Source organism: Solirubrobacter phytolaccae (assembly GCF_027587195.1).
In the GTDB taxonomy this organism is placed as follows: Bacteria; Actinomycetota; Thermoleophilia; order Solirubrobacterales; family Solirubrobacteraceae; genus Solirubrobacter; species Solirubrobacter phytolaccae.
The window spans coordinates 18,487-43,103 of sequence record NZ_JAPDDP010000011.1; the positions used below are offsets into that span (position 1 = coordinate 18,487).

At 72.7% G+C, this 24,617-nt stretch carries 29 protein-coding genes; 13 read left to right on the top strand and 16 right to left on the bottom strand.

The window, feature by feature from the left end; all coding sequences use genetic code 11:
* Positions 1 to 49 precede the first annotated feature (49 nt).
* From OJ997_RS08080 to OJ997_RS08090, 3 genes are all read right to left on the bottom strand, one after another.
* Positions 50 to 655: a matrixin family metalloprotease gene (locus OJ997_RS08080; RefSeq protein ID WP_270024563.1), complete on the bottom strand. Its 606-nt coding sequence runs from the start codon at positions 653 to 655 to the stop codon at positions 50 to 52.
* A 264-nt stretch (positions 656 to 919) separates the two neighbouring features.
* On the bottom strand, positions 920 to 1,525 hold the full coding sequence (locus OJ997_RS08085) for a matrixin family metalloprotease (protein WP_270024564.1): 606 nt from the start codon (positions 1,523 to 1,525) through the stop codon (positions 920 to 922).
* Positions 1,526 to 1,645: 120 nt separating this feature from the next.
* Positions 1,646 to 2,341: a class I SAM-dependent methyltransferase gene (locus OJ997_RS08090; protein WP_270024565.1), complete on the bottom strand. Its 696-nt coding sequence runs from the start codon at positions 2,339 to 2,341 to the stop codon at positions 1,646 to 1,648.
* Between the two features lie 22 nt (positions 2,342 to 2,363).
* On the opposite strand from OJ997_RS08090, the gene OJ997_RS08095 reads away from it, so the two are divergent.
* From OJ997_RS08095 to OJ997_RS08120, 6 genes are read left to right on the top strand one after another with little or no spacing between them, the layout of a single operon-like run.
* Complete coding sequence (locus tag OJ997_RS08095) at positions 2,364 to 3,335, top strand: PLP-dependent cysteine synthase family protein (RefSeq protein WP_270024566.1); 972 nt, start codon at positions 2,364 to 2,366, stop codon at positions 3,333 to 3,335.
* Complete coding sequence (locus OJ997_RS08100) at positions 3,329 to 3,802, top strand: hypothetical protein (RefSeq protein ID WP_270024567.1); 474 nt, start codon at positions 3,329 to 3,331, stop codon at positions 3,800 to 3,802. Before OJ997_RS08095 ends, OJ997_RS08100 begins: the two co-directional genes overlap by 7 nt.
* Positions 3,799 to 4,281, top strand: a complete 483-nt coding sequence (locus tag OJ997_RS08105) for a ferritin-like domain-containing protein (RefSeq protein ID WP_270024568.1) — start codon at positions 3,799 to 3,801, stop codon at positions 4,279 to 4,281. Before OJ997_RS08100 ends, OJ997_RS08105 begins: the two co-directional genes overlap by 4 nt.
* A gap of 4 nt (positions 4,282 to 4,285) precedes the next feature.
* On the top strand, positions 4,286 to 4,489 hold the full coding sequence (locus tag OJ997_RS08110; protein ID WP_270024569.1) for a Sec-independent protein translocase subunit TatA/TatB: 204 nt from the start codon (positions 4,286 to 4,288) through the stop codon (positions 4,487 to 4,489).
* An 8-nt stretch (positions 4,490 to 4,497) separates the two neighbouring features.
* Positions 4,498 to 4,911 (top strand): M67 family metallopeptidase, encoded by a 414-nt coding sequence (locus OJ997_RS08115; protein WP_270024653.1) that lies wholly within the window; start codon positions 4,498 to 4,500, stop codon positions 4,909 to 4,911.
* Positions 4,908 to 5,384 (top strand): putative signal transducing protein, encoded by a 477-nt coding sequence (locus OJ997_RS08120; protein WP_270024570.1) that lies wholly within the window; start codon positions 4,908 to 4,910, stop codon positions 5,382 to 5,384. The genes OJ997_RS08115 and OJ997_RS08120 overlap by 4 nt, the downstream gene beginning before the upstream one ends.
* On the opposite strand, the gene OJ997_RS08125 is transcribed toward OJ997_RS08120, so the two are convergent.
* The 9 genes from OJ997_RS08125 to OJ997_RS08165 form a co-directional block, all read right to left on the bottom strand.
* Positions 5,316 to 6,119 (bottom strand): hypothetical protein, encoded by an 804-nt coding sequence (locus OJ997_RS08125; RefSeq protein WP_270024571.1) that lies wholly within the window; start codon positions 6,117 to 6,119, stop codon positions 5,316 to 5,318. The two genes, OJ997_RS08120 and OJ997_RS08125, sit on opposite strands and share 69 nt — an antisense overlap.
* 13 nt (positions 6,120 to 6,132) lie before the next feature.
* Complete coding sequence (locus OJ997_RS08130) at positions 6,133 to 7,050, bottom strand: hypothetical protein (protein WP_270024572.1); 918 nt, start codon at positions 7,048 to 7,050, stop codon at positions 6,133 to 6,135.
* A gap of 33 nt (positions 7,051 to 7,083) precedes the next feature.
* Positions 7,084 to 7,716 (bottom strand): DUF1802 family protein, encoded by a 633-nt coding sequence (locus OJ997_RS08135; protein ID WP_270024573.1) that lies wholly within the window; start codon positions 7,714 to 7,716, stop codon positions 7,084 to 7,086.
* Positions 7,717 to 7,926: 210 nt separating this feature from the next.
* Positions 7,927 to 8,805, bottom strand: a complete 879-nt coding sequence (locus tag OJ997_RS08140) for an NAD(P)-dependent oxidoreductase (protein WP_270024574.1) — start codon at positions 8,803 to 8,805, stop codon at positions 7,927 to 7,929.
* Entirely contained in the window at positions 8,798 to 10,258 is a 1,461-nt protein-coding gene (locus OJ997_RS08145; protein WP_270024575.1) for a hydantoinase B/oxoprolinase family protein, read from the bottom strand. Before OJ997_RS08145 ends, OJ997_RS08140 begins: the two co-directional genes overlap by 8 nt.
* The gene (locus OJ997_RS08150) at positions 10,246 to 12,171 is read right to left on the bottom strand and encodes a hydantoinase/oxoprolinase family protein (RefSeq protein WP_270024577.1); all 1,926 of its coding nucleotides are present in this window, start codon (positions 12,169 to 12,171) and stop codon (positions 10,246 to 10,248) included. The genes OJ997_RS08145 and OJ997_RS08150 overlap by 13 nt, the downstream gene beginning before the upstream one ends.
* A gap of 31 nt (positions 12,172 to 12,202) precedes the next feature.
* Complete coding sequence (locus OJ997_RS08155) at positions 12,203 to 12,610, bottom strand: hypothetical protein (RefSeq protein ID WP_270024578.1); 408 nt, start codon at positions 12,608 to 12,610, stop codon at positions 12,203 to 12,205.
* Between the two features lie 109 nt (positions 12,611 to 12,719).
* Positions 12,720 to 13,316: an HAD family hydrolase gene (locus tag OJ997_RS08160; RefSeq protein WP_270024579.1), complete on the bottom strand. Its 597-nt coding sequence runs from the start codon at positions 13,314 to 13,316 to the stop codon at positions 12,720 to 12,722.
* Positions 13,301 to 14,722: an L-aspartate oxidase gene (locus OJ997_RS08165; protein WP_270024580.1), complete on the bottom strand. Its 1,422-nt coding sequence runs from the start codon at positions 14,720 to 14,722 to the stop codon at positions 13,301 to 13,303. Before OJ997_RS08165 ends, OJ997_RS08160 begins: the two co-directional genes overlap by 16 nt.
* Positions 14,723 to 14,750: 28 nt before the next feature.
* On the opposite strand from OJ997_RS08165, the gene OJ997_RS08170 reads away from it, so the two are divergent.
* Positions 14,751 to 15,794, top strand: coding sequence for a histone deacetylase family protein (locus tag OJ997_RS08170; protein WP_270024581.1), 1,044 nt, complete (start codon positions 14,751 to 14,753; stop codon positions 15,792 to 15,794).
* Here the strand turns inward: OJ997_RS08170 and OJ997_RS08175 are convergent.
* The 3 genes from OJ997_RS08175 to OJ997_RS08185 all read right to left on the bottom strand — a co-directional run bounded on the left by OJ997_RS08175 (position 15,775) and on the right by OJ997_RS08185 (position 20,119).
* On the bottom strand, positions 15,775 to 16,347 hold the full coding sequence (locus OJ997_RS08175) for an SPOR domain-containing protein (RefSeq protein WP_270024582.1): 573 nt from the start codon (positions 16,345 to 16,347) through the stop codon (positions 15,775 to 15,777). The two genes, OJ997_RS08170 and OJ997_RS08175, sit on opposite strands and share 20 nt — an antisense overlap.
* Before the next feature lie 164 nt (positions 16,348 to 16,511).
* A complete protein-coding gene (locus OJ997_RS08180) occupies positions 16,512 to 19,010 on the bottom strand; it encodes a hypothetical protein (RefSeq protein ID WP_270024583.1) in 2,499 nt (832 codons plus the stop codon).
* Between the two features lie 173 nt (positions 19,011 to 19,183).
* Entirely contained in the window at positions 19,184 to 20,119 is a 936-nt protein-coding gene (locus OJ997_RS08185) for a glycosyltransferase (protein ID WP_270024584.1), read from the bottom strand.
* 145 nt (positions 20,120 to 20,264) lie between these two features.
* Here OJ997_RS08185 and OJ997_RS08190 point away from each other — a divergent pair, with 145 nt between their 5' ends.
* The 3 genes from OJ997_RS08190 to rdgB all read left to right on the top strand — a co-directional run bounded on the left by OJ997_RS08190 (position 20,265) and on the right by rdgB (position 21,889).
* Positions 20,265 to 20,480, top strand: a complete 216-nt coding sequence (locus tag OJ997_RS08190) for a Flp family type IVb pilin (protein WP_270024585.1) — start codon at positions 20,265 to 20,267, stop codon at positions 20,478 to 20,480.
* Between the two features lie 120 nt (positions 20,481 to 20,600).
* Complete coding sequence (rph, locus tag OJ997_RS08195; RefSeq protein ID WP_272599505.1) at positions 20,601 to 21,323, top strand: ribonuclease PH; 723 nt, start codon at positions 20,601 to 20,603, stop codon at positions 21,321 to 21,323.
* The gene (gene rdgB, locus OJ997_RS08200) at positions 21,320 to 21,889 is read left to right on the top strand and encodes an RdgB/HAM1 family non-canonical purine NTP pyrophosphatase (RefSeq protein WP_270024587.1); all 570 of its coding nucleotides are present in this window, start codon (positions 21,320 to 21,322) and stop codon (positions 21,887 to 21,889) included. Before rph ends, rdgB begins: the two co-directional genes overlap by 4 nt.
* A 692-nt stretch (positions 21,890 to 22,581) precedes the next feature.
* Here rdgB and OJ997_RS08205 read toward each other — a convergent pair.
* Positions 22,582 to 22,725: a hypothetical protein gene (locus tag OJ997_RS08205; protein WP_270024588.1), complete on the bottom strand. Its 144-nt coding sequence runs from the start codon at positions 22,723 to 22,725 to the stop codon at positions 22,582 to 22,584.
* Between the two features lie 24 nt (positions 22,726 to 22,749).
* Here OJ997_RS08205 and OJ997_RS08210 point away from each other — a divergent pair, with 24 nt between their 5' ends.
* The 3 genes from OJ997_RS08210 (at position 22,750) to pyrF (ending at position 24,616) form a co-directional block, all read left to right on the top strand.
* Entirely contained in the window at positions 22,750 to 23,157 is a 408-nt protein-coding gene (locus tag OJ997_RS08210; RefSeq protein ID WP_270024589.1) for a hypothetical protein, read from the top strand.
* 116 nt (positions 23,158 to 23,273) lie between these two features.
* Positions 23,274 to 23,546, top strand: a complete 273-nt coding sequence (locus tag OJ997_RS08215) for an HU family DNA-binding protein (protein ID WP_121252744.1) — start codon at positions 23,274 to 23,276, stop codon at positions 23,544 to 23,546.
* Between the two features lie 59 nt (positions 23,547 to 23,605).
* A complete protein-coding gene (gene pyrF, locus OJ997_RS08220) occupies positions 23,606 to 24,616 on the top strand; it encodes an orotidine-5'-phosphate decarboxylase (RefSeq protein WP_270024590.1) in 1,011 nt (336 codons plus the stop codon).
* Position 24,617: the final 1 nt, after the last annotated feature.

The window sequence follows — 24,617 nt, forward strand, 5'->3', positions numbered from 1 at the left end:
GATCGTGGTGCCGAACCCGGCGAGACGTGAAGCGATCACGGCCGGAACGCTATACGCAGCGATCTGATTTCGATCGCACGCCGCCGCCGTACAGCTTCGCGGCGGCCGTGACGTCGGCGGGCGTCGGCACGCACCACAGCTCCCGGTAGCGCGGCACGTCTTCCGAGAGCGTGGGCGCGCAGCGCGTGTCGAACCACGTCGGCGACATGATCGTGCACGTCGGTGAGTTCGCCACGTGCCTCAGCCCGAGCACGTGGCCGAGCTCGTGCGCCGCCACCCACACCGACAGCGACGTCGGCTTGCCGAGGCTCTCTCTGAGGAACAGCTCGCTCTTGCCCGCCTTCGGCCGCCCCAGCGCGGTCGTGAACCCGAAGCACCGCGGCCCGCAGAGCCGCCCGAGCCGCCGGTCGTCGAGCCGCACGACCACGTCGGCGTCCCGCTCGTACTTGACCACGCGGACCTTCACGTGCGCGCCCGAACCCGTCCACCGCTCGGCGGCGAAGATCACCGTGTCGATCGTGCCCTGCGTGGGCGCGAACACGTTCACCTCACCGCCGGGCCAGCGCGGATCGGGCGGCTTGTCGTCGCCCAGGGCGAGCGAGCCGACGCCGATAGCGAGGGCCGCGGCGACGACGAAGAGGACGAGCAGGCGCACGCGATTCCGAGGTTAGTGGCATGAGGGGGTGGGGAACCAAACTCCCGCATACCGCGACTTTGGTTCCCCACCCCGCGAGACCGGCCTGCGCCATCAAACGGGGAACGCTGCGCGTTCCACAGTCCGGGGAACCCGGCTCACCCGCACACACCGCGCCCGCCGCGACGGGTCAAGCAATTCCTGACGACCGCCCGGCCACCTCAGCCGCCGGGGCATGAATTGCTTGACGCGGCGCCTGCGGGTGTGGTCAGCCGTTAGGCCGTGTCAGCGGCAGCGCGGATCGCGCAGCGCCGCGGCGCCGCCGTACAGCGAGGCGGCCACGTCCACGTCCGACGGCGCGGGCACGCAGGCCAGCTCCGCCTTGGTCGGGATGGTGGCCGCGAGCGACGGGGCGCAGCGCGTGTCGAAGGCGCGGGGGGACATCACCGAGCAGTCGTGGCCGTCGCGGTGCTGGAGGCCGAGGACGTGGCCGAGCTCGTGGGCCGCGACCCACACGGAGAGGGGACGGGGGTCGCCGCCGAGGGTGGAGCGCATGATGATCTCGCTGCGGCCGTCGCCGGGGCGGCCGATCGAGGTGCTGTAGCCGAGGCAGTCGCGGCCGCAGAGGTCCATCAGGCGGGCGTCGTCACGGCGGACGATGACGTCGGCCGCCTTCTGGTCGAGGACGACGCGGATGTCGACGTCGGCGCCCGACTGCGTCCAGCGGTCGGCGGCGACGAGCATCGTGTCGGTCATGCCGCTCGAGTCGTAGACGTTCACGACGCCGCCCGGCCAGCGGTGGTCGGTGGGGCCGGCCACCGCGGTGAACATCCGCGGGGCGAGGAGGAAGGTGAGGATCGCGGCGAAGCCGATGAACGCGAGTAGGCGCACACGGCGTGGCCGCTCAAGGACATGAGCCAATGCACGCACGAGGATTTGGTGCGGGCGGCCCGTTTTCGCAATGAGAGAGTGCGACGTTCCGTTAGCAACGCCGGAGGCCCCCGCCTAACTTTATGTATGCCCAGGGACCTCGCGGTCAAACCGCAGGGTGTGGATGGAGACGTCCGGTCCCGGCTCGGTCTCGTGCTCGAACTCGGCGAGGAAATGCAGCGCTCCGGCGCGGTTGGGGTCGGCGATCACGAGCCGCCCGCCGGGCGCGACCAGGCGCGGGAACAACTCCCGCGCGGCGTCCGCGTTGGCCTTGGTGTAGAGCACGTCGGCGGCCAGCACGAGGTCGAACGGACCGCGCGCGACGAGCGCGTCACCGTGCGTTGACCAGTCCACGTGCGCGACCTCGCCGACCACCTCGTTCAGCGCCAGCACGTGCGCGGCGAACGCCACCGCGTCGGTCGCGCCGTCCGTCGCCAGCACCAGCGCGCCGGCACGCGCGGCCATCACGCTCGGCAACGCCAGCCCGCAACCCAGCTCGAGCACCGTCGTCCCGGCCGCGGGCGGATCGTCGTACAACGCCCCCGCCAGTCCGACACCTGACGGCCACGGCCGCGCCCAGTACGGAACCGGCTGGCCGGCGCCGCCCTCCTCGTGGCGCAGCTGCTCCCAGCTCGACGGGCACACGTAATACGCCTGTCCGACACGCCGCACGGCGATGTCCAGGAGTGCCGGTGGAAGCGCCTCCACAGCCACGCCGCGCAGGGCGGAGAGCTGCTCGGCGAGCGAGGTCCGAAGGGCGATGAGCTGATCGGTCAAGAGCACTACACTTCCTGAAGTCATGGCCCAGGAACTGCGCAACCGTCCCTGCGGTGGCCGCTACGGCGACATCGTCCAGTCGATCGGCAACACGCCGCTCGTCGAGCTGAAGCGACTCTCACCGAAGCCGGGCGTGCGCCTCTGGGCAAAGCTCGAGTCTGCCAACCCGACGGGGTCGGTGAAGGATCGGGTCGCACGCGCGCTCATCGAGGACGCCGAGGAGAAGGGCGCGATCCGCCCGGGCCAGACGATCCTGGAGCCGACCTCGGGCAACACCGGCATCTCGCTCGCGATGATCTGCTCGCGCAAGGGCTACAAGCTCAAGGTCGTCATGCCGGACAACGTGACGCCCGAGCGCACGCAGCTGCTGCGGATGTACGGCGCGGAGATCGTCTACTCCCCGGGCCACCTGGGCTCCAACGGCGCGGTCGAGCTCGCGCTGAAGATGGCGTCCGAGGACTCCTCGTACTACATGCCGTACCAGTACGGCAACCCGGCCAACCCGGGCGCGCACTACCACGGCACCGCGGTCGAGATCCTCGACGAGCTGGACAACGACGTGTCCGCGTTCGTCGCCGGCCTCGGCACGGGCGGGACGCTGATGGGCGTCGGCCGCCGGCTGCGCGAAGAGCTCGGGGACGCCGTGAAGATCGTCGCCGCCGAGCCGATGCAGGGCGAGCCCGTCCAGGGCCTGCGCTCGCTCGATGACGGCTTCATCCCGCCGATCATCGACCTCTCGATCCTGGACCGGAAGATCTTCGTCACCAACCACGACGCGATCGTGTGGACGAAGAAGCTCCTCGACGAGGAGGGCATCTTCGCGGGCGTCTCCACCGGCGCGATCGCGTCGATCGCCGTCCGCATCGCCAACGAGATGGACGAGGGCAACATCGTCTTCATCGTCTGCGACGACGGCTCGAAGTACCTGTCGTCGGGCCTGTACACCACGCCCGTCGAAGAGCTCGAGAACTTGGACACCACGGTCTGGTGGTAAGTCGCCGCGCGCTGCTCGGCGCCGGCGCTCTGCTCCTCGTGGGGTGCGGGCCGCCCGACGAGCCTGAGGTCAATGCCGCGAACGTCTGGCGCGATCAGCTGCTCGCGTCGATGCGCGCGGAGGTCGCGTACCCGGAGATCGCGCTGCGCAGCGCCGCGCGCGACCGCGTGCGCCAGCTGGAGGCCGCGGCGGGCGGTGCGATCGCCGCCAGCGTCTTCGTTCCACCCCAGGCCCCTGGACAGACGCGCGAGGAGCAGCGCAAGCGCCAGCTCGAGTCCGCGCTCGACGGCGAACGCCGCGCGCTCCAGGCGCACGTCGCCGCCGTCGGCGTGCTCGAGGACCGCGCGTCGCGTGAGCTGCTCGGCACGCTGATCGCCGGCACCGCCGAGGCCGTCTCCGCCCTGCGCGCCGAGCTGGACGAGCCGCCGATCGTCGACGCCTTCCCCGGCCAGAGGAACCGCCCGTGAACCGCCGCCAGCTCCTGGCCGGCGGCGCGGCCGCCGCGCTCACCCTGACCGCCGCCGCTCCCGCGCGGGCCGAGTCCGACGAGGGCGGGCTCCTGCTCGGGCTGTGGCGGCGCGAGATGGGCCTCGCGCTGGCCTACGGGCAGCAGGTCCACACCAACCCGGAGCTGTTCGGCCCGGCACGCCGGCACGCCGGCGACCACGCGGCCGCGATCGCCACCGAGCTGGCGGCGGTCGGGCTCGGCACGCCCAAGCCGCCGTGGACGCCGGACGACCTCGACGTCGGCGCCCATCGCCTCGCCACCTCGCGCCCCGCGGACGCGCTCGCGAACGCGGCCCTGGTCGAGCAGGACATGGTCGACGTCTACAAGGGCGCGCTGCTCGCGCTGCCGGACGCGAAGATCGCCATGACCGCCGCGACGATCCTGGCGTCCCACGCACAGCACTTTTTCATCTTGGACCGCGCCGCCCAGGTAACCTAGGCGTATGCCGTTCGCAGGAAACATCGGGATCGGCGAGATCGCCATCGTCCTCGTGATCGCGCTCATCGTGCTCGGGCCGAAGCGTCTGCCCGACGCCGGTCGTGCGCTCGGCCGTGGGATGAAGGAGTTCCGCGACTCGATCAGCGGCGCCACCCGGCGCGACGAGGACGACGACGAGTTCGAAACGCCCCTGACCCGGGCGAAGTAGCTCTGCGCATCTCGCGACAGCTCCTCGACGACATCGTCGAGCACGCGCGCGCGGAAGCGCCGAAGGAATGCTGCGGGCTCATCGCCACGCGCGACGGCGAGGTCGTGTCCGTCCACCGCGCGCGCAACGCCGCCAACAGCGCGTTGAAGTACGTGATGGACCCGATGGAGCAGTACAAGCTCCAGGAGGCGATCGACGACGCGGGCCTGGACCTCGGCGCGATCTACCACTCGCACACCCGCTCGGACCCGGTCCCGTCCCAGACGGACATCAACCTCGCCCGCCTGGGCGACAGCGACCAGCCCGCGTTCCCGGGCACCCTCTACCTGATCGTCGGCGTCAAGAGCGACGAGGACGATCTGCGCCTGTGGTCGATCGTCGGCAACGACGTCCAGCAGGTCGGGCTCCTGGTGACCGAGTGATCTGGCTGCTCGTGTGCCCCGTGTGCGATGCCGCGCACGAGCCGCACGAGCGCTTCTGCGCCGACTGCGGCGTGCCCCTCACCTTCGTCAACCACCAGATGTCCGAGTTCGAGCGCCGCGCCCGCAAGATCCGGCCGGGCTACACCGACGGCCCGCTGGTGCGCGTCGCCACCGCCCGCCACCAGGCGGAGGCGGAGATGATCCAGAACCTGCTGCTCGAGGAAGGCGTCCCGTCGCTCGTGCGCCGCACCGGCGGCTTCGACGTGCCCGACTTCCTCGCCGCCGGCCCGCGCGACATCGCCGTCGCCGCGTCGGCGGAAGAGGCCGCGCGCCAGATCCTCGGCGACCGCCGCGAGGACCATCAGCCGCTGCCGCCCCAGCGCCACCCGGCGTGGGTGCGCGCGCTAGCGGTGACGATGTCGGTGTGCGCGCTCGCCGCCTTCGCGAGCAGCGTCCTGCTCCCCTTCACGTAGACGACCCAAGTGCGACCGCCACGCCTCCTCGGTGTGGCGCAGCGAACGCGGGAACGCGACCTCCAGCGCCCGCACCGGACCGTCCGGGTGCGGGCCGCGGGCGAGCGTGACGCACGCGCGGTCGCCCTCCTCGCGCGAGAGCAGGTCGAAGATCGTGCCGCCGAGCAGCATCGCGTCGGTGCGGGCGGGCGGGAAGCTCGGGCTCGGGCCTTCGCGCAGCCGCCGCGCGACCGCGGGTCGCACGTGGCGCGTCTGGCCGCTCAGCCACTGCGCCGCGCCTTCCACGAGCCACGCCCAGCGTGACCAGCGCGCGATCCGGCCCGGCGTGGCCGGCGGCGGCAGCTTCGGGTGGTTGGCGGCGACGTAGCGGCGCGCGAGCAGGGCCGACGGGGAGAGCATCAGCATCTCGAGCGAGCCCTCGACGTTGGACGCGCGGTGGGCGAGCAGCCGCGGGGCGAGCACGTGCAGCTCGCGCGTTCCCGCCCAGCCGACGACGTAGCGGCGCGCGGCCGGCGCGGTCAGCCGCCGGGCGAGCGGGATCCAGGGCTGCGCGGCGTCGAGCTGGGCGATCGAGGAGTGCAGCACGACCTCCAGCTCGCCCAGGCCGGTCTGGAAGCGGTCCTCGAGCCGCGTGCGGGCGTGCTCGAGCTGCGACAGGACGCGCTCCGCGTCCGCCGTGTCGCGCGCGTCGTGGCGCGCCACGAACGTCTCGGAGGGCGTATCCACCCAGGCCATCTGGGCATAGACGCTAGCTCGCCGTGATGTCCACGAACGCGCCGACCTCCACGCCGAGGTCACGAGCGGGCTCGCCGGGGCGCCAGGCGCCGAGCCGGCCGTGCCCGGCGTTCCAGAACAGCCAGCCGCTCGAGGCCCACGCCAGCAGCGGATAGCCGGCGTCCACGCGCGCTCCGGGGACGTGGTGCGTGACGCCTGTCACGACGTCGACCACGGCGATCCGGCGTCCCGGCGTCGGCAGCGCGAGGAGCGTGCCCGCCGGGGAGAAGGCGCCGCGCCGCGGCGCGAACCGTCCAGGGACGGCGCGCTCGTCCAGGTACAACCGCTCGCAGGGCTCATTGCACGACGCGACGACCGAGCGGTGCAGGCCGACCAGGAACCGCCCCGGAAGCCGCCGCACGCGCCGCCGGGTCCCCGGGTCCCACACCTCGAGGCGATGGCGCGAGAGCACGAGGCCGTCGTCGACGGCGCCGACCGGCCAGCCGGGCACGTTCCAGCGCCGGGCGAACGTCGGCGTGCCGTCCACGCCGACCTCGCGCACGCCGCGGAAGTACACCTGGGTCGCGGGGCCGCCACGGCGCAGGAGGAGGTTCCAGACCCGTCCGGGCGTGGCCGACGGCACGAAGAACCAGGACTCGCCAAGGTCGCGCGGGTCGCTCAGGTCGGGCGCGAACGAGGTCGCGCGCCCGAGCGCGAACGTCACGAGCCGCCGACCGGTGAAGTGCACGAAGTTCGGCGGATCACCGCCCCCGAGTTGGCGCAGCTTCCGGCGCGTGGTGACCGTGCGGGTGGCGGCGTCGACGCGGGTCAGCGTGCCAGGGTCACGCCCGGCGAGGAAGAGCAACCCGGAGGGCGCGGCGGGCGGTGGCTCCGCCGCGACTTCGCCGCAGCCCGCCAGGGCCACGGCGACAAGGACGAGCATGCGGCGCATGCCCGTCCTACGGTCAGATCAGGCGCAGAAGTCCTACGCGTACGCCGGGGCGCCGTTGGCCTCGGCGATGCCCGCGATCTCCTGCGAGACCCGGTCGAACTCCTCGTCGGAGAGCACGGGCGTGCCCTCGAACGGGAGGTCACGCGTGATCTCCAGCCACGAGCGGCATCCGCCGTAGTCGTCGCGGACGCGCACGGTGACGGGCCGCGGAATGCGGTACGTGCGCAGCAGCAGGACATGGAGCGGATGGCGGCGCTTCCACGCCAGGCGCTTCTCGGCGTAGTCGGACGTCCAGACGTGGAACGGCGTCAGACCGTCCAGCGCGCGGCGGTCGGTGACCGTCCACGCCCCGGCGACCTCGGCCCAGGCCCTGATCCGCACGCGGTCGGGCTGGGGGATGCCACCGTCCATCGTCAGCGCCCGGGCGGGCGGCTCGCCCTCGGGCCACACGCCCTCTTCCAGGGCGCGTCGCAACTCGGGCTGATGGGACTCACGCACCAGATCGTTGCGCTGGTGATCGAACGTCGGGTACAGGAAGAACCGGTCGTGCTCGAGGGCAAAGTGCTTGCCCGCCTCGCGAATGCCGCCCTTGCGCAAGGTGAGCAGTTGCTCACCCTCGGCGAGAGCGCGCACGGTGACGGCCCATTCCTTGAAAGCGATCGGCATAAACCTGGTTGAAAAGAGGGTTGTAAGACCTACGGGTTCCCTGCACAGCGAGCGTGCGCCACGACCCTGCCCGAAGCTGTGACGGGGAAACCTCCCGTAAGGCGTCACATACTATGCACAAGGCCACGAAATCTCAAAACCTCGCTGCAAATTCACAGTTTTTCGCGGAAATGTCCATTTTCTGGCATAGAGCGCGAACGCGCCAAGTTGTTACAAACGTGCACCGGTGAGGCCTTCGATCACCTCGAGCACGGCGGCGAAGTCCTGGTCGCCCAGACCCTTCCCGATGCCGGCGCCGTAGAGCTCCGCGGCGAGCCCCGCGAACGGGAACGCGCCACCGGCGGTGCGGGCCTCGGCGAGGCACAGCTGCACGTCTTTGAGCATGTGCGCGAGCTTGAACAGCGGCGTGAAGTCGTGCTCGAGCATCGGCTTGCCTTTCAGCGCGCGCATCGTCGAATCGCTCGAACCGCCGTCCATCGTCTCCAGCAGCGCGTCGACGTTCACCCCCGCCTGACGCGCCAGCACGAGGCCTTGGGCGAGCGTCGCGCAGTTGACCGCGGTGATCGCCTGGGTGATCACCTTCACGGCCTGGCCCTGCCCGGCCTCCCCGCACAGGACGATCTTCTCGCCCATGATCTCGAACAGTGGGCGGGCGCGCTCGATGTCGTCCGGCGCACCCCCGACCATGATCGTCAGCGTGCCCGTGCGGGCCTTGGGGGATGAGCCCGTGACCGGCGCGTCGACGAACGCGTGGCCCTCGGCGTGGCAGCGCTCGGCCAGCTCACGCGCCGTGCCCGGCGCGATCGTCGACATATCGACGAACAGCGTGCCCGGCTTGGCGCCCTCGAGCGCCTGATCGATCATGTCCGTGACCTGGTCGCCGTCGACGACCATCGTGATCACGACGTCGGAGACCTCCGCGACCGCCTTGGGCGAGTCGACCACGGTCCCGCCGTGCTCGGCCGCCCACGCCTCCGCCTTCTCCCGCGTGCGGTTGAACACGGTCAGCTCGACGCCCGCCTTGGCCAGGTTCATGGCCTGCAGCGAGCCCATGATCCCGAGCCCGATGAACCCCACCTTCTCAGCCATAGCCGCCTCCTCCCGGTGTCTCGATCCGTAGTCGTTGTCCCGGCTGGAGCGTGCCGCGCGCCTTGGCCGGCTGCTCCTCGCCGTCGATCAGGTTCCTGCCCTTCGCGCCCGGCTCACCACCATTGGCGCCCGGCGGCGCGTGCCGGCGGCGCTCGGTCAGCAGCGAGTAGTCCATCGCCGCGAGCGCCTCGACCTCGCGCACGATCCCGTCGCCGCCACGGTGCGCTCCCTTACCGCCGGAGTCGCGACGGATCGCGTACTCGACGACCTTGAGCGGGAACTCCAGCTCCAGCGCCTCGACCGGCGTGTTCAGCGTGTTCGACATCGCCACGTGCACGCCGCTCGGGCCGTCGGCGTCCGCGCACGCGCCCTGGCCGCCGCCGAGCGTCTCGTAGTAGGTGAAGTCGTCGTTGCCGAGCGTGAGGTTGTTCATCGTGCCCTGGCCGAGGGCGTACCCGAACGCCTTCAGGACCAGGTCTGCGACCCGCGAGGACGTCTCCACGTTGCCGGCGACGACGGCCGCGGGCGGGTTGGCGTTGAGGAGGCTGCCCTTCGGTGCGGTGACCGTCACGGGCCGCATCGCGCCGCTGGAGGGCGGGATGTCGGGGTCGGTGAGCACGCGCACCGCGAACCAGCAGGCGGAGACCGTGACCGCCAGCGGGCAGTTGAGGTTGCCCTCGTGCTGGTCGGCGGAGCCGGTGAAGTCCAGGTGCAGCGCGTCGCCGGCGATCGTCGCCTTGAGCTGGAGCTGGAGATCCTCGTCGGCCGCTTCTAGCACGTCGGTGGCCGTGTACTCGCCGTCGTCGAGGGCCTCGATCGCCGCGCGGGTGCGTCGCTCCGCGTAGTCGATCGTCGCCGCCATCGCCTCGGCCAGCGGCATCCGGTCGTGCAGCTCCTCCAGGCGCGCGACCCCCGTGCGGTTCGCGGCGAGCTGCGCGCGCAGGTCGGCCCGGCGTTGCGCGGGCTGGCGCATCTGGGAGGCGAGCCGCTCGATCGCGTCCTCGTCCAGGCGCTGCGGCTCGATCACCACGCCCTCGTCGGCGAGCGTCTTCGAGTCGGCGGGCATCGAGCCGGGGGTGGGGCCGCCGACGTCGGCGTGGTGCGCGCGGTTGGCGGCGAACCCGATGAGGGTGCCGTCGGCGAACGCCGGCGTGATCACCGTGATGTCCGGCAGGTGCGTACCGCCGGAGTAGGGGTCGTTGAGGACCCAGCTCACGCTTGGCTCGTGGTCGTGCTCCGCGACGGCGGCGACGGCGGCGGGCATCGCGCCCAGGTGCACCGGGATGTGCTCGGCCTGCATCACGAGCTCGCCGTACGGGTCGAACAGCGCGCACGAGGCGTCGCGGCGCTCCTTGATGTTCGCGCTGTGGCTCGCGCGGATGAGCACGGCGCCCATCTCCTCGCAGGTGGCGCGGAGGGCACCGGACGCGACGCGCAGCGTCACCGGGTCCATTCGATCCTCACGGTGCCGCTGGGCAGGACCTCGCCGGACCAGCCGGGGGGAACGGCGAGCGTGGACTCGCGCAGCTCGATCACGGCCGGCCCTTCGATGCGCTCGCCCGGCTCCGGCTCGCCCTTGATGATCGTCGTCTCGCCGTAGAGCGTGGTGCGCGTGCCGCGTTCCGCGCCTTCCGCGGCGCGACCGACCGCGTCGGGGTCGATCTCCGGCCCGGGCGTCGTCGCAGTGGCCCGCAACGTCACGAGCTCAACCTCAGCTTCAGGGTCACGGTAGCCGTACGCGTCCTCGTGGGCGGCGTGGAAATCCTCCTCCAGATGGTCGGAGAGCGGCACGCTGAGCTCGAACGCCTGACCGCGGTAGCGCAGCTCGGCGACGACGCGCACGTCGGCCTCGGGATCGCCCAGCTCGGCACGTGCGCGCTCTGTGAGCTCGTCCGCCTCGGTCGTCAGCTCGCCGGCTTTGAGCAGCACGGAGCGCTGGGCGTCCCGGCGGCGCTCGGAGACGACGAGGCCGAGCGCGGCGAGCACGCCCGACGCGCGCGGGCAGAGGATCTTCGTGATGCCGAGCTCCTCGGCGATCGCGGCCGCGTGCAGGCCTCCCGCTCCGCCGAAGGCCATCAGCGCGAGCGAGCGCGGATCGACGCCGCGCTCGACCGTCATCACCCGCAGGGCGCGGACCATCTCGGCGTTGGCGACCTTGATGATCCCTTCGGCGGTCTCCTGCCGGCTGAGGTCGAGCTGCTCGGCAAGCGTGTCGACGGCGCGCTCGGCCGCTTCGCGATCCAGCTCGATGCCGCCCGCGATCCCGCCGAGCAGCCCGAGCAGCAGGTTCGCATCGGTGACGGTGGGCTCCTCGCCGCCGTGCCCGTACGCGGCGGGGCCAGGGCGCGCGCCGGCGCTGCGCGGGCCGACCCGGAGCGCTCCACCCGCGTCCCGCCAGGCGATCGAGCCGCCGCCGGCGCCGACGGTGTGGATGTCCAGCATCGGCAGCGCGACCGGCCGCCCGCCGACCTCGCGCCCGCTCGCCTCGCGGACCTCGCCGTCGAGCACGACGCAGACGTCGCAGCTCGTGCCGCCCATGTCGAAGCACAGCGTGTCGGGCTCGCCCGCGGCCTGCGCGGCCCACGCTGCCCCCGCCGCGCCGCCGGCCGGCCCGGAGAGCACGGTCAGCACCGCGTGGTCGGCGGCCTGCTCGAGGCTGGCGAGGCCGCCGCTGGACTGCATCACGCTCGGCTCCGGCAGCCCGGCCTCCTGCGCCCGCGTGGTGAGGTTGCGCAGGTAGGCGGCGAGCAGAGGGGAGAGCGCCGCGTCGAGCTCGGTCGTCGCCGCGCGCTCGTACTCGCGGAAGGTGCCGACGACCTGGTGGCTCAGAGAGACGTGGACGTCGTGGGCTTCGAGCGCCGCTCCGAGCTGCTGCTCGTGCTCGGGGTGCCGATAGGCGTGCAGGAGGCAGACCGCGACCGACTCAGGCTCGAGGGCGAGGATCGCCTGGACGGCGGCGTCGACGTCCAGCGCCGTCTCCGGGCCGTCGGGCGTCATCCGCTCCGTGGCGCCGACCCGGAGCTCCGGTGGCACCAGCGGGGCCGGACGGGCCTTGCAGAGGCGGTACAGGTCGGCTCGGGCCTGGCGCGCGAGCTCGATGATGTCCTCGAAGCCCTTCGTCGCCACGAACACAGTCTTCGCGCCCTCGCCCTCGAGCAGCGCGTTCGTCGCCGCCGTGGTGCCGTGGGCGAACTCCTGGACGCCTTGCGCGTCCTCGTTCGCTCGTTCCAGCACCGCCCGGACGGCGTTGAGCACGCCCTCGGACTGGTCCTCGGGCGTGGTCGGCGCCTTGGCCGTCCACAGTCGGCCGTCGACCGCCAAGACGGCGTCGGTGAAGGTCCCGCCCACGTCCACGCCCAGGAGCATCGGGCGTGGACGCTAGCGCCGGAGGCCGCGGCTATGCGGCCTGGAGGGCGACGTCCTCGGTCTCGGCGAGGTGCTGGTGCGACGGGCAGTACCCGTTGTGCGGCAGCGGCGTGCGCTGGCACGGGGTCCCGCGGCGCGTGGTGGCGCGGCATTCGAGCCGCTCGGCGACCGGGTTCGACGCGAAGTACTCGCGTGCGAAGCACATGTAGCGGTCGCAGACCTTGTAGACGCGCAGCTGCGCGGACATCGGGAAGTAGATCCGGATGTCGTTGAAGAGCGTCTTGGTCGGCTTGGCGAAGTAATGCCAGTCCGTGGCAAGGCGTTCGACGCACGTCTCACACGAGCGCAGCACGCGCTCATGATTCGTCGTGTCGCCGTCGTGCTCCTCGACGATGTCGGAAGCAAGCTCTCGATAGATGGAACGGCTGAAGTGGTACATCGCTGTCTCCCCGGGACTGCCCTTGCGGCGGCGGTCCCCTCCGTGGCCCGGTGGATGGGTGTTTGCCGCTGATACGAAGACTCCAAACGTCGACTTTGTTGACTTCGCGTTAAGAGCGTCCGGGGAGCAGAACTTCGTCCAATGCTCGGATCGTGTCCGCTGTTCGCTCGTGTTTGATCGTGGTCATTCCGAGCTGCTTGGCGGGCTTCAAGTTCCCGCCTAGATCGTCGACGAACACGCATCGGGCCGCAGGGAGGCCCAGCCGGTCCAGGGCACATTCGTAGATCGAACGCGCCGGTTTCCGCGTTCCGAGGGTCTGCGAGAGGATCACGGCGTCGAACATCGCGCGCAGCTCGGCGTCGTAGTCGTCGGCGTTCCACGAGTTCGAGACGAGCGCGGTGCGGATGCCGGCGTCGTGGTAGCGCCGGACCGCGGCGCGCATCTCCGTGTCCGGTCGGACGTCCGCGAGCAGGCGCTGCGCGAGACCTTCGGGGGCGAGGTCCAGGGTCGTGGCGAGGCGGCGCTCGAACTCGGGCAGCTCGATCGTTCCTTCCTCGAGCTCGACGAGATGCGTGCGCGCCGGGCCGTCGCGGAACGCGCTGCGGAGCGCGTGCTCGGGCCAGCCCTGGCGGACGCTGAAGGCGTCGAACGCGGCCAGCACGCTCGTCGTCAGCACGCCGCCCCAGTCGATCAGGAGGCCGTCCATGCCTCCAGGCGCGGGGTCTCCGTGTCCGGGTCGATGATCGTGTGGTGATCGTCGAGCGCCGGGTCCGTGTCCGGGTACTCGGCGCGGCCGTGCGCCCCGCGCGTCTCGTGGCGGTGCAGCGCGCTCGCGGCGACGAGCCGGGCGAGCGGGTACGGGTCCTCGTTCAGGCGCTCGAGGTTGGCCTGCGTGCGCTCCAGCCCGGCCAGGAGCCAGACGTTGGTGCGGGTCTCGCGGCTGGGGGCGCTGACGTCCGCGGTGATCGTCGGGCCGTCGGTGGGCTCGGGATCGTCGAGCGCGGCCAGCGCGGCGCGGCGGCCGAAGACGAAGCACTCGCTGAGCGAGTTCGACGCGAGCCGGTTCGCGCCGTGCAGGCCGGTGCAGGCGCACTCGCCGACGGCGTACAGGCGCGGGGCGCCGGTCGCGCGGCCGTCGAGGTCGGTGACGATGCCGCCCATCACGTAGTGGCTCGCGGGGGCGACGGGGATGCGCTGCCGCGTCGGGTCCAGTCCGGCCTGCTGAAGCGCCTCGACGATGTTCGGGAAGCGCTTCGGATCGACCATCGTCATGTCCAGCTCGGCCTTCTGACCGGGCAGGTTGAAGATCGAGCGGGCGACGTGATCGCGTGGCTTGAGCTCGTCCACGAAGCGCTCGCCGTCGGCGTCGTGGAGCGTGGCGCCCTCCCCGCGGACGGCCTCGGAGATCAGGAAGCCCTCGCGGCCGGGCAGGCCGACCACCGCGGTGGGATGGAACTGCGTGAACTCCAGGTCGGCGAGCTGCGCGCCCGCGGCCCGGCCGAGGATGAGGCCCGAGCCGAACGAGCCGGGCGGGTTCGTGGTCCGTGACCACAGCGCGGCGGCGCCGCCGGTGGCGAGGATGGTCGCGCGGGCCTGGATCTGGCGGTGGTCGTCGCGGAGGAGCACGCCGCCGCCTTCGAGCAGGCCGGCGACCCGTTCGCCTTCGAGGATCGTGATGTTGCGGTGCTCGGCGGCCGCGGCGGACAGCGTGCGCAGGATCCGTCGGCCGGTCGCGCTGCCGCCGGCGTGGATGATGCGCCGGCGACGGTGGCCGCCTTCCAGGCCGAGCGCGAGGTCACCGTGGCGGTCGGCGTCGAACTGGCAGCCCAGGTCCTGCAGCTCGCGCACGCGCGCGGCGGCTTCGTTCGTGAGCACCTCGGCGGCGGAGCGCTTGGTGAGGCCGCGGCCGGCTTCGAGCGTGTCCTCGAGGTGGATGGCGGGTGAGTCGTCCACGGCGAGCGCCGCGGCCGCGCCGCCCTGCGCCCAGTAGGAGGCGGTCTCCGCGAGTGGGCGGGCGCTGACGAGGGTCACGCGAGCGCCCGCGCGGGCCGCGGTCAGGGCCGCGAACAGCCCGGCCGCGCCGGCGCCGACGACGACGAGGTCGGATCGCACGCGGCAGCAGCCTATTACGGTGTGGGCGATGGAGGAGACTTCCCGGCGCGCGATCTGGGTGCGCGACGACGACTTCATGGCCCACGACGTGCCGCGCCACCCCGAGCGGCCGGCGCGAATTCGCGCACTGGAGGCCGAGATGAGCGCGCACGGCTGGTTCGGGGCGGCGCGTGTCCAGGCGGTGGAGGCCTCGCGCGCGTCGCTGCACGCGGTGCACCCGGAGGAGCACGTGGCGTTGATCGAGGCGCTGTGCTCCGGCGGCGGCGGGCCGATCGACCACGACACCTACGCGGTGCCGGGCACGTTCGGGGCGGCGCTGCGGGCCGCGGGTGGCGCGGTGCAGCTCGTCGACGCCCTGTTGGGTGGCGAGGCGGACGTCGGCGTGAGCGCGCTGCGTCCGCCTGGGCATCACGCGGAGGCGGCGCGCGCGATGGGGTTCTGCTTCTTCGGCAACGTCGCGGTCGCGGCGCGCCGGGCGACGGACGCGCACGGGCTCGAGCGGGTGATGATCGTCGACTGGGACGTCCACCACGGCAACGGCACCAACGACATCTTCCACGCGGATTCCGACGTCCTGTTCGTGTCCGTGCACGAGTGGCCGCTGTATCCCGGGACGGGTCCGGCGTCGGATCTCGGGTCCGGCGCGGGGGAGGGCTTCACCGTGAACCTGCCGGTGCCGAGCGGGAGCGGCGACGCGGCGTACCGCTCACTGGTCGAGCACGTGGCGTGCGGGTTGATCCGGCAGTGGGAGCCGCAGCTCGTGCTGATCTCAGCTGGGTTCGACGCGCACCGCGACGATCCGCTCGCGACCTGCCGCGTGACCGAGGCGGGCTTCGCGGGGATGGCCGCTTCCTTGCGTGCCGCTGCCGACGGCGTGGGTGCGCCGCTGGGCGTGGTGCTCGAGGGCGGCTACGACCTGGGCGCGTTGTCGCGCTCGATGGCGGCGGTGATGCCGGTGCTGGTCGACGGCGTCGCTCCGGACGTGGGCGAGGTCGCCGTGCATCCGCTCGCGCGGGAGGGTGCGGTTCGCCTCGCCCCGTGGTGGCCGGGGCTTAGGCCTGGATCTTCTTGACGTACGCGTCCGAGTACTCGGCCTTGACCGCGCCCAACGCGTCCTGCGCTTCCTTCTTGGTGGCGTACGCACCTGAGTAGACGACCCAGAAGCCGCCGTTGAGCGTGCTGTAGTCGTCGGAGTTGAGCACTTCGGCCGTGATGCTCTTGCCCGCGGCCTCCTCGGCGACCTTGTCCGCGGCCGACTGGGAGTCCTCCGACGCGAGGATGATCGTCCAGTCGCCGTCGTTGCCGCTGAAGCCACCCGTCGTCGTCGGGTCTTCGGTCGCCTCGGCCGTCGGTTCCGCGGTCGGCTCGGCGGTCGGTTCCTCGGGCGTGGTCGTCGCGTTCGGGTCAGCCGGGTCGGGCGTCGGCGTCAGGCTCGGGTCGACGGTCTCCGTGGGCACCGCCGTGATCGTCGGCAACGCGGACGGCGTCTCCTGCGGCGGCACACCGGCCGAAGGCGTGGGCGTCGGCGTCGCCGCCGTCTCCTCACGGTCCGACATCGCGGCGATCGCCAGGATCACGCCGAGAATCGCGAGCGCGACCAGGCCACCGCCCAGATAGATCGGCACCCGCCAACCCCGCGCTTCGACCACTTCGGTCCCGGCCGCGGCACCGCACGCCAGGCACCACTCCTGATCGGGCGCGAGCGTGCTCCCGCAGCGCGGACACCGCCGGTCGGGCGGACCGGGCGGGGGGACCATCGCGTCAGGTGGCGGCGGGGTCTCCATCGTGCTCACGGGCGTCGCTCCACAGGACTGAAGATAGATCCATTGCGCGTCGAATCGTCGTCATCGGAGCTTTGCGCATCCGTCTGCGCGGACGTGCCGTCGGCACCGGTAGGTGCGTCGCCCGGCTCCCCGGCGTCCGCGGCAGGCTCGCCGGCGGCTTCGCCCGACTCGTTCCCGGCGGCCTCGCCCTCCGAAGCTTCGCTCACGTTCGCGACGCGCTCGTCGGCCGGACCGTCCTCGCCCGGCGCCGTGTCCGCGTCGCCCGCAGCGACCGATGTCGTCTCGTCGGCGCTCGTGACGGCAGGCCCGTCGGTGACGTCGCCGGGCGTGGCCGCGGCGGCCTCGTCAGCTTCTGGCGTCGTCTCGTCGGCGGGCCCGGCGGTGGCGTCGCCGGGCGTGGCCGCGGCGGCCTCGTCAGCTTCTGGCGTCGTCTCGTCGGCGGGCCGGGCGGTGGCGTCGCCGGGCGTGGCCGGGGCGGCCTCGTCAGCCCCCGGCGTCGTCTCGTCGGCGGGCCCCGCGGTGACGTCGGCGTCGGTCGGCACTTCGGCGTCCGGCGCGTCGGCCGCGGAGGTCTCGTCCGCGTGCACGGGCTCGATCGGCGCCTCGCTGCTCGGGGCGTCGGTGTGCGCGAACTCCGCAGGGGCGTCCGCGGCCGCCTCGCCACTCGGGGCGTCCCCGGGCTCGGCCTGTGCGTCGGGCGCGGGCACCTCGCCGCTCGGCGCATCGCCATGCGCGTACTCCGCGGGCGCCTCGCCGCTCGGCGCCTCGGCGTGCGCGGGCTCGGCCGCGACCTCGCCGCTCGGGGCGTCGGGGAGTCCCGGCTCACCGGCCGCGTCGGTCTCGCTGCTCGGCGCGTCGGCGTGCGCGGAGTCGGCCCGGGCGTCGGGCGCGGGTGCCTCGTTGCCTACGGCGTCGGTGTGAGCGGTCTCCGCCGGCGCGTCGGGCTGCGCGACGCCGTTCGCCGGGGTCTCGCCCGGTGCGGTGTCGGCGTGCGACGTCGCGACGGCGTCAGTTGTGCGGCTCGGCCACTGGAAGTCGGCGCCGCCGGCGGACGGGTGGTCCGGGTCCAGCGGTGAGAGCTCCTGGGTGGGCTGCTCGATCGGCGACACGATGGGGATCGCGGGCCCGACCACGGGGTCCGGGGCGACAGGGGCCGGCTGCGGCTCCGCGGCGCGGGCGGCGGTTCGGCGGGCGGCTTCCGTGAGCGGAAGACCGCAGTGGGAGCAGAACTCGGCCCAGCTGCTGAAGAGCTCGCCGCACTGGGGGCAATCGCCGCCGATGCCGGGTTCGCGCACGAGCACCTGGCGGCGGACGTCGTCCAGGCGCACCTCGATCTCGTGCAGCTCGGCGTCGACGCGTGCGAGGCGGATGAGCTTGGTCTCCCGGAGGCGACGGTGCGCCTCGTGCTCCATGTCGTGCGCAGTTCGGTGCAGCTCGTAGACGAAGCCGCCGAGGTCGCGCAGCAGTACCTCGCGCGCGGCGCGCAGGAACGCGGCGCGACGGCGGAGCTTGCCGCGACGGGCACTCGTCGGCATCGACGCGTTGAGCTCGTCCGGGTCCAACCCCGCGGGGAGGTCCGCGATCGGCGGGGGCGGCTGATATCCGGGGGCCGGCGCGGCGTAGCCAGGAGCGACGCCCTGCGGCATGCCAGGCGCGGGATAGCCGTACGGGGCGTCCGGCTGGGCCTGCGGGTCGTAGCCGGCGTAGCCCGGCTGGTGCGGTCCGGCGGCGTAGTCGGGGGCGGGCCCGGGATACCCGTACGGAGCGCCGGGCTGCGGCTGCGGGGCGCCGTACCCGGGATACCCGTACGGCGCTTCCGGCTGGTGCTGCGCGGCGCCGTACTCGGGCGCGGGACCGGGATACCCGTATGGGGCTTGCGCTTGGTGCGGCGCGGCGCCCTGGTCGGGGCCGGGGTAGCCATACGGAGCGCCCGGCTGGGGCTGCCCAGCACCGTACTCGGGCCCGGGGTAGCCGTACGGCGCGCCCGGCTGGGGCTGCCCGGCGCCGTATTCGGGGCCGGGGTAGCCGTGGGCGTCTGGCTGCGGCTGTGCGGCGCCGTACTCGGTGCCGGGGTAGCCGTCCGGCTGCGGCTGTGCGGCGCCGTGCTCGGGGCCGGGGTAGCCGTCCGGCTGCGGCTGCGGCTGTGCGGGGACGGGGTGGCCGTGCGGGGCGTCCGGCTGCGGCTGCGGCTGCCCGGCGCCGTACTCGGGCGCGCTGGCGTGGTCCTGCGGGGCACCGTGCTGCTGCGGCGTGGCCGCGGCGCTCGGCGCGGGCGACGACAGCGGGTCCCCGGAGACGAGGCCGCCCGATCCGGGGATCACCTGGGTCGCGTCCGCCGGTCCAGCGGTATGTGGCGTCTGCGCGGGCTGTCCCTCGGACGCGGCGCCGCTTCCCTCGGGGAGGTAGCCCGTGGGCGGATCGTCGGCACCCGGTTGGGCGGCGGGGTCCGTGAGCAGGGACGGACGGCCCTGCTCATCGGCGGGCGTGGTGGCCTGCGCGTCCACGGTTCCCGGTTCGGCGGCCGTCTGTGGATCGGTGCCTTCGGGACCCTCGGGGCGTCGGCTGGACAAGCGTCGAAATAGGCCGCTCATGGGTCGTCGGGAGCCGCGGGGGACTCCGAGCGGTCGAGTATAGGGTCGAGGTCCGCCGCCACGACTAAGTTCAACGTAAGCATTGCTCAGGCCTTGTGCTCCGCCAGCAGGTCACGCCACGCCTCGACCACGCGCGCGGCCATCGCGTCGGCGGAGAAGAGCTCGGCGCGCGCCCGGCCGTCGACCCGCGGGTCCGCCGCGGCCAGGTGCGGGGCGAGCGCGGCGCGCCAGGCATCCGGATCCCACGGCCCGCAGTACGCGCCGTCGATGCCCTCGAGCACGACCGGATGGATGCCCACGGGCGTTCCGAGCGCGGGCACGCCGCACGCGAGCGCCTCGATCACCGCGAGCCCGAACCCCTCGGTCTGCGACGGCACCAGCACGGCGTTGGCGGCGTTGATCCAGTACGGGACCTCGTCCGGCGGGACGCCGCCGAGCGTGAGCAGCGGCACGTCACCCGCGGCCTCGACCGCGCGGTCGTAGCGCTTGAGTGGGCGCGACGGGTCGTGCGGGAACAGCAGGTACGGCCCATCCGGGGCAAGGCCCAAGCGCGCGCGGGCCTGCGCGCGCGGGATCGGGCGGAAGCGGTGCACGTCGATGCCCACGGGCAGCACCGCGACCCGGCGCTTCGTGCCCGCGCCGGGCAGGTTGGCGCTGAAGTCACGCGACACCGCGGCGGTGAGCGCGGTGAACGGCAGGATCGCCCGCGTGGCGAGATACGAGCGGCGCACCAGCAGGTCGTTGCCGTGCAGCGTCACGACCACCGGGCCGAGCCGCGCGAGCACCGCCGGCCAGGCCGTGAGCCCGAAGTGCGCGTGCACGATGTCGAAGCGCTGCCCGCGGTAGCGCGAGCGCAGCGTCCGGGCCGCGTTCACGAGGGCGCGCGGGCCTGGGCCAAACGCGAACAGCTCGATCTCGACGTCGACGCGTCGGCGCAGCGCCTCGACCTGATCGCGCACGAACGGACCGAGCGCCGGACGCTGTGCGGTGGGGTACATGTTGGACACGATCAGGGCGCGCACGGCCCGCAACGCTATCGGCGCGTCTTTTTTCACGAAGACGGCACAGAAACGTTGCAATTGCGCGTAGAGGCGTCACAGGGGTCGCCCCGAGACTTCCGGCACGGTCCGCACAGGGCGGGCCGGAGAGCCTTTTGGAGGTCGTGAGATGTACGAGTGGATGGGCCGCGCACACGCGTGGCTGGCGCAGGAACGCGGGCAGGGGACGGTCGAGTACGTCGGGCTGATCCTGCTGCTTGCGGGGATCATGGCGGCGGTCGTGGCGGGCGGCAAGGGCCTCACCGGCAATATCCCCAGCACGATCGTCAACGAGCTCAAGGACGCGATCGGCGGCGTCGGGGACGCACCGAAGACGGGCAGCTAGTCGTGGCGGCACGGGGAACGGAGATCCGGGTGGGGGCCGTGCCAGACTGGCCGCGTGGTCCCGTTCCCCACGTCCGCGCGCGAGCGCGGCGCCCTGAACCGCACCTGAGGAGGCGCACGAATGTCCCGCGAGAGAAGTGGCGGCCGCGCGCCGAACGAGCTCCGTCCCGTGACCATCGAACCCGGCTTCGTGCGGACGGCGACGGGCAGCGCGCTCATCTCCTGCGGGGGGACGCGCGTGATCTGCACGGCGTCGGTGCAGGAGTCCGTGCCGCGCTGGCTCGTGGGCAAGGGCCGGGGCTGGATGACGGCCGAGTACGGGATGCTCCCGGCGTCGACGGGCGACCGCAAGCAGCGCGACATCACGAAGGGCCGTGCCGACGGACGCACCGTGGAGATCCAGCGGCTGATCGGTCGCAGCCTGCGCGGGGTCGCGGACCTCGAGGCGCTCGGCGAGCGCACGATCTACGTGGACTGCGACGTCCTCGAGGCCGACGGCGGCACGCGTTGCGCGTCGATCACGGGTGGCTTCGTGGCCCTGGCGCTCGCGTGCCAGCGGCTGCAGGCCGAAGGGCTGCTGACGAAGTCCCCGCTCACCGGCACGATCGCCGCGGTGTCCTGCGGCGTGGTGGACGGCGTGCCGATGCTGGACCTGGACTACCCCGAGGACAGCACGGCGGAGGTCGACGCCAACGTGGTCATGACGGGCGAAGGTGGCCTCGTCGAGGTGCAGGCCACGGCCGAGCGCACGCCGCTCAGCCGCGCGCACCTGGACGAGCTGCTGGCGCTCGCGGAGGCCGGCATCCAGGGTCTGCGCGAGGCGCAGGAGGCCGTGCTGCGATGAGCCTTGTCCTGGCGACCCGCAACGACCACAAGGTCCGCGAGTTCGAGCGCCTGCTGCCCGGCCTGACGATCGAGCCGCTGCCCGCCAGCGCGCCGACGCCCGAGGAGACCGGCACGACCTACGCCGAGAACGCGCTGATCAAGGCCCGCAGCGCGGCCCAGGCGACGGGCAAGGCGGCGTTCGCCGACGACTCCGGGATCGAGGCCGAGGCACTCGACTGGCGTCCGGGCGTCTACACCGCCCGCTTCGCCGGCCCCGACGCGAGCGACGGTGAGAACCTGGCGAAGCTCCACCGCGAGGCGCCGGCCGGCAGCCGCGCGCGATACGTGTGCGTAATCGCGCACGTCACGCCCGAAGGCGACGAGCAGCTCTTCGAAGGCCGTTGCGAGGGCACGCTGGCCGACGAGCCCGCGGGCGGCGGCGGGTTCGGCTACGACCCGCTGTTCGTGCCGGTCGAGTTCCCGGACCGCACGATGGCCGAGCTCACGGACGACCAGAAGGACGAGATCTCGCACCGGGGCAAGGCCGCGCGCGAGTTGTCGGCCTGGCTCGCGAGCCTGGCGTAGCGGGCGCGGGTCGGGCCTGGGGCGCGCTGTCGGGGGCGGCGCGCACGGCCGAGCCGCGTGCAGGGCTGAAGTCGCGCGAACGGCGAGCACCCCGTCTGGCGCCGCGTCAAGAAACTCGTGCGCCGGCGATGGCGAGTTGTGCGGCCGTCGTCACGAATTTCTTGACCCGGCGCGGCCGGTGCGCTCTTGGGCCAGTGAGGTCCGGTTCCCGGACTGCGTGAACGCTCGTGCGTTCACCGCTCGCGACTACGAGGGATCGAGCGCGTTCGTTCGGCGGCATCCCCTGGGCGGCATGGACGAGGGGGCGCCGCTCTGAGCTTTCGCTGAGCGGAACTTGCGCGCGGCACCCCTCCCGGCCGGCCTGGGCAAGGGCGGGGCCGCGCCGTCGGGACGGGCCGCGCGGCCGGGACGGGCCGCGCGGCCGGGACGAGCCGCGCCGTCGGGACGGGTCCCGCGGCGCGTCGGGCGGGGGAGGGGTGCGGCATTCTCGTCACGACAGGTGTGACGAGAATGCGTCACCCCCTGCCGGTGACACGGATTCGGGGGGTGCCGCAATCCGGCGCCACCCCTCGGAGGTCGGTTGCGGCACCCCCTCGCGAAGCCGGCCCGAGCCGTGCGAACGGGGGAACGCATGGCGTTCCAAAGGCCGGAGGCCAGAGCTCGTTCCGGCCGGCGCCGTTCGCGCGTGGCGCTCAGAACAAGTTGATGACCGCCGCGACCGCGACGGCGAGCGTGACGCCGGCGTAGCCGGTGTATCCCGAGATGAGCATGATCAGTGCGGTGATCACGCAGATGCCGACGGTGACGATCCAGGCGAGGCGGTTGAGCTGAGGCACGAGGCCCTATTGTCGCGGACGCCGATGACGTCATGCCTTCCGCCCGCGATCGCGCTCGCGTTCGTCCGTGAGCTGTCCACCGATTTTCGGGCCGGGATCGTGCTCGACGAGGCGCTCGAGCCGCTCGCGGGAGACCTGGAGCTGGCCGCGCCGGCCCGGGCCTTGCTCGAGGCGCACGCGCGCGCGTGCGAGCTGCGGGCGGGTGAGGTGTTCGCGGCGCGGACCGCGACGCACGCGATCGTGGTCGTCACGGGACCGCATGCGCTGCCCGCCGTGATGCGCCGGGATATCCGGACCGCGCTTTCCGGATTGGGCGGCGCGCAGGCTCAAGAAACGCCGTTCGAACGTCCGGAAGGGGCACTTGTGAAGGCGGTCGTGACAGCGTCCGCTGACGCTTTTCGGCGTCACAGAGCCGTTTCACGGTCCGAATAACCCCGTCGGATCTTCGCAAATTGCGGGTTTTTTCGCTATGGTGCGCCGACCCCGTCCGAAGGCACTGTTAGCTTCGGGCCTCCACCAGCCCTCACAGGGGAATTACAGGAGGACGCATGACGAAGAACGAGTTCGTCGACCGTGTCGCGGCCGACACCGGTCTGAGCAAGAAGGACGCCGGCGCAGCGGTCGATTCCGTGCTTCGCTCCATCGAGAGCGCTCTCGGTTCGGGCGAAGAAGTCAACTTCACCGGCTTCGGCAAGTTCCATGTCGCTGAACGCGGCGCGCGCGAAGGTCGCAACCCCCGCACCGGCGAGACGATGACCATCTCCGCCAGCCGGGTGCCGCGCTTCACGGCCGGCTCGGGCCTCAAGAAGGCCGTCAAGTAAGTCGCGACCACGAGGGGCGCCGGAGCTAACGCCGGCGCCCGGCTGGGCCCTGATCTGCCATGACCGTTTCTCATTCGGGTAACGGCCGGCCGAGCCCCAGTCCGACGTTCGGCGACCGGCTGTCTCAGGCCGTCGCCGAACGTGAGTCCCAGATCGTGCTCGGCATCGATCCGGATCCGGCGAAGTTGTGGCCGGCCGCGATCGACCGGGCGAGTGAGGCGCGAGCTCGGCTCGCGCTCACCTTCTCGGACGCGGAAGAGGCAGCCGGCGAATCCCCGCCAAGCGCGGGCGTCGTCGCGCGCCTCGAGACCGCCGCGGCCGTGCTCGCGCACTGCCGCGCGCTCATCGACGCGGTCGCGCCCGCCGTGATCGCCGTCAAACCCCAGCTCGCCTGCTTCGAGCGCCTCGGCGCTCCGGGGTGGCTCGCGCTGGAGCACGTCACCACTTATGCGCACGAGCAGGGCCTGCTCGTGCTCGCGGACGGCAAACGCGGGGACGTCCCCGTCACCGCCGCCGCCTATGGCCAGGCGCTGGTCGCCAGCACGCCGTCGCCGTTCGGCACGGTCGCCGGCCTCGGCGCCGACGCCTTCACGGCCAACCCGCTGCTCGGCCGCGACAGCCTCGAGCCGCTCGTGCAGACCGCGCGCGAGCACCAGGCGGGCGTGTTCGTGCTCGTCCGCACCTCGAACACGGGCGCGGCGGACATCCTCGACGCCCGCATGCACAACGGCGAGCGCCTGTGGGAGCACCTCGCGCGGCTCGTCGACGATCTCGGCCAGGCCGGTCCGGCGGGCCTGAAGGACATCGGCGCCGTCACCGGGGCGACCGAACCCGAGCACCTGGCGCGGCTGCGAGAGCTCATGCCGAACACACCGTTCCTGCTGCCCGGCATCGGCGCTCAGGGCGGCGACGTCGCGGCGATCGCGCCCGCCTTCGCGCCCGGCAAGGCGGGAGGGCTCGTGACGGCCTCACGCTCGATCGCCAATGCGCACGAGACCGGCAACCGCAGCCCCGCGGAAGCGGCCCGTGCCGAAGCGGAGCGCCTCCGTGAGCAGGCGTGGTCCCTCTAGA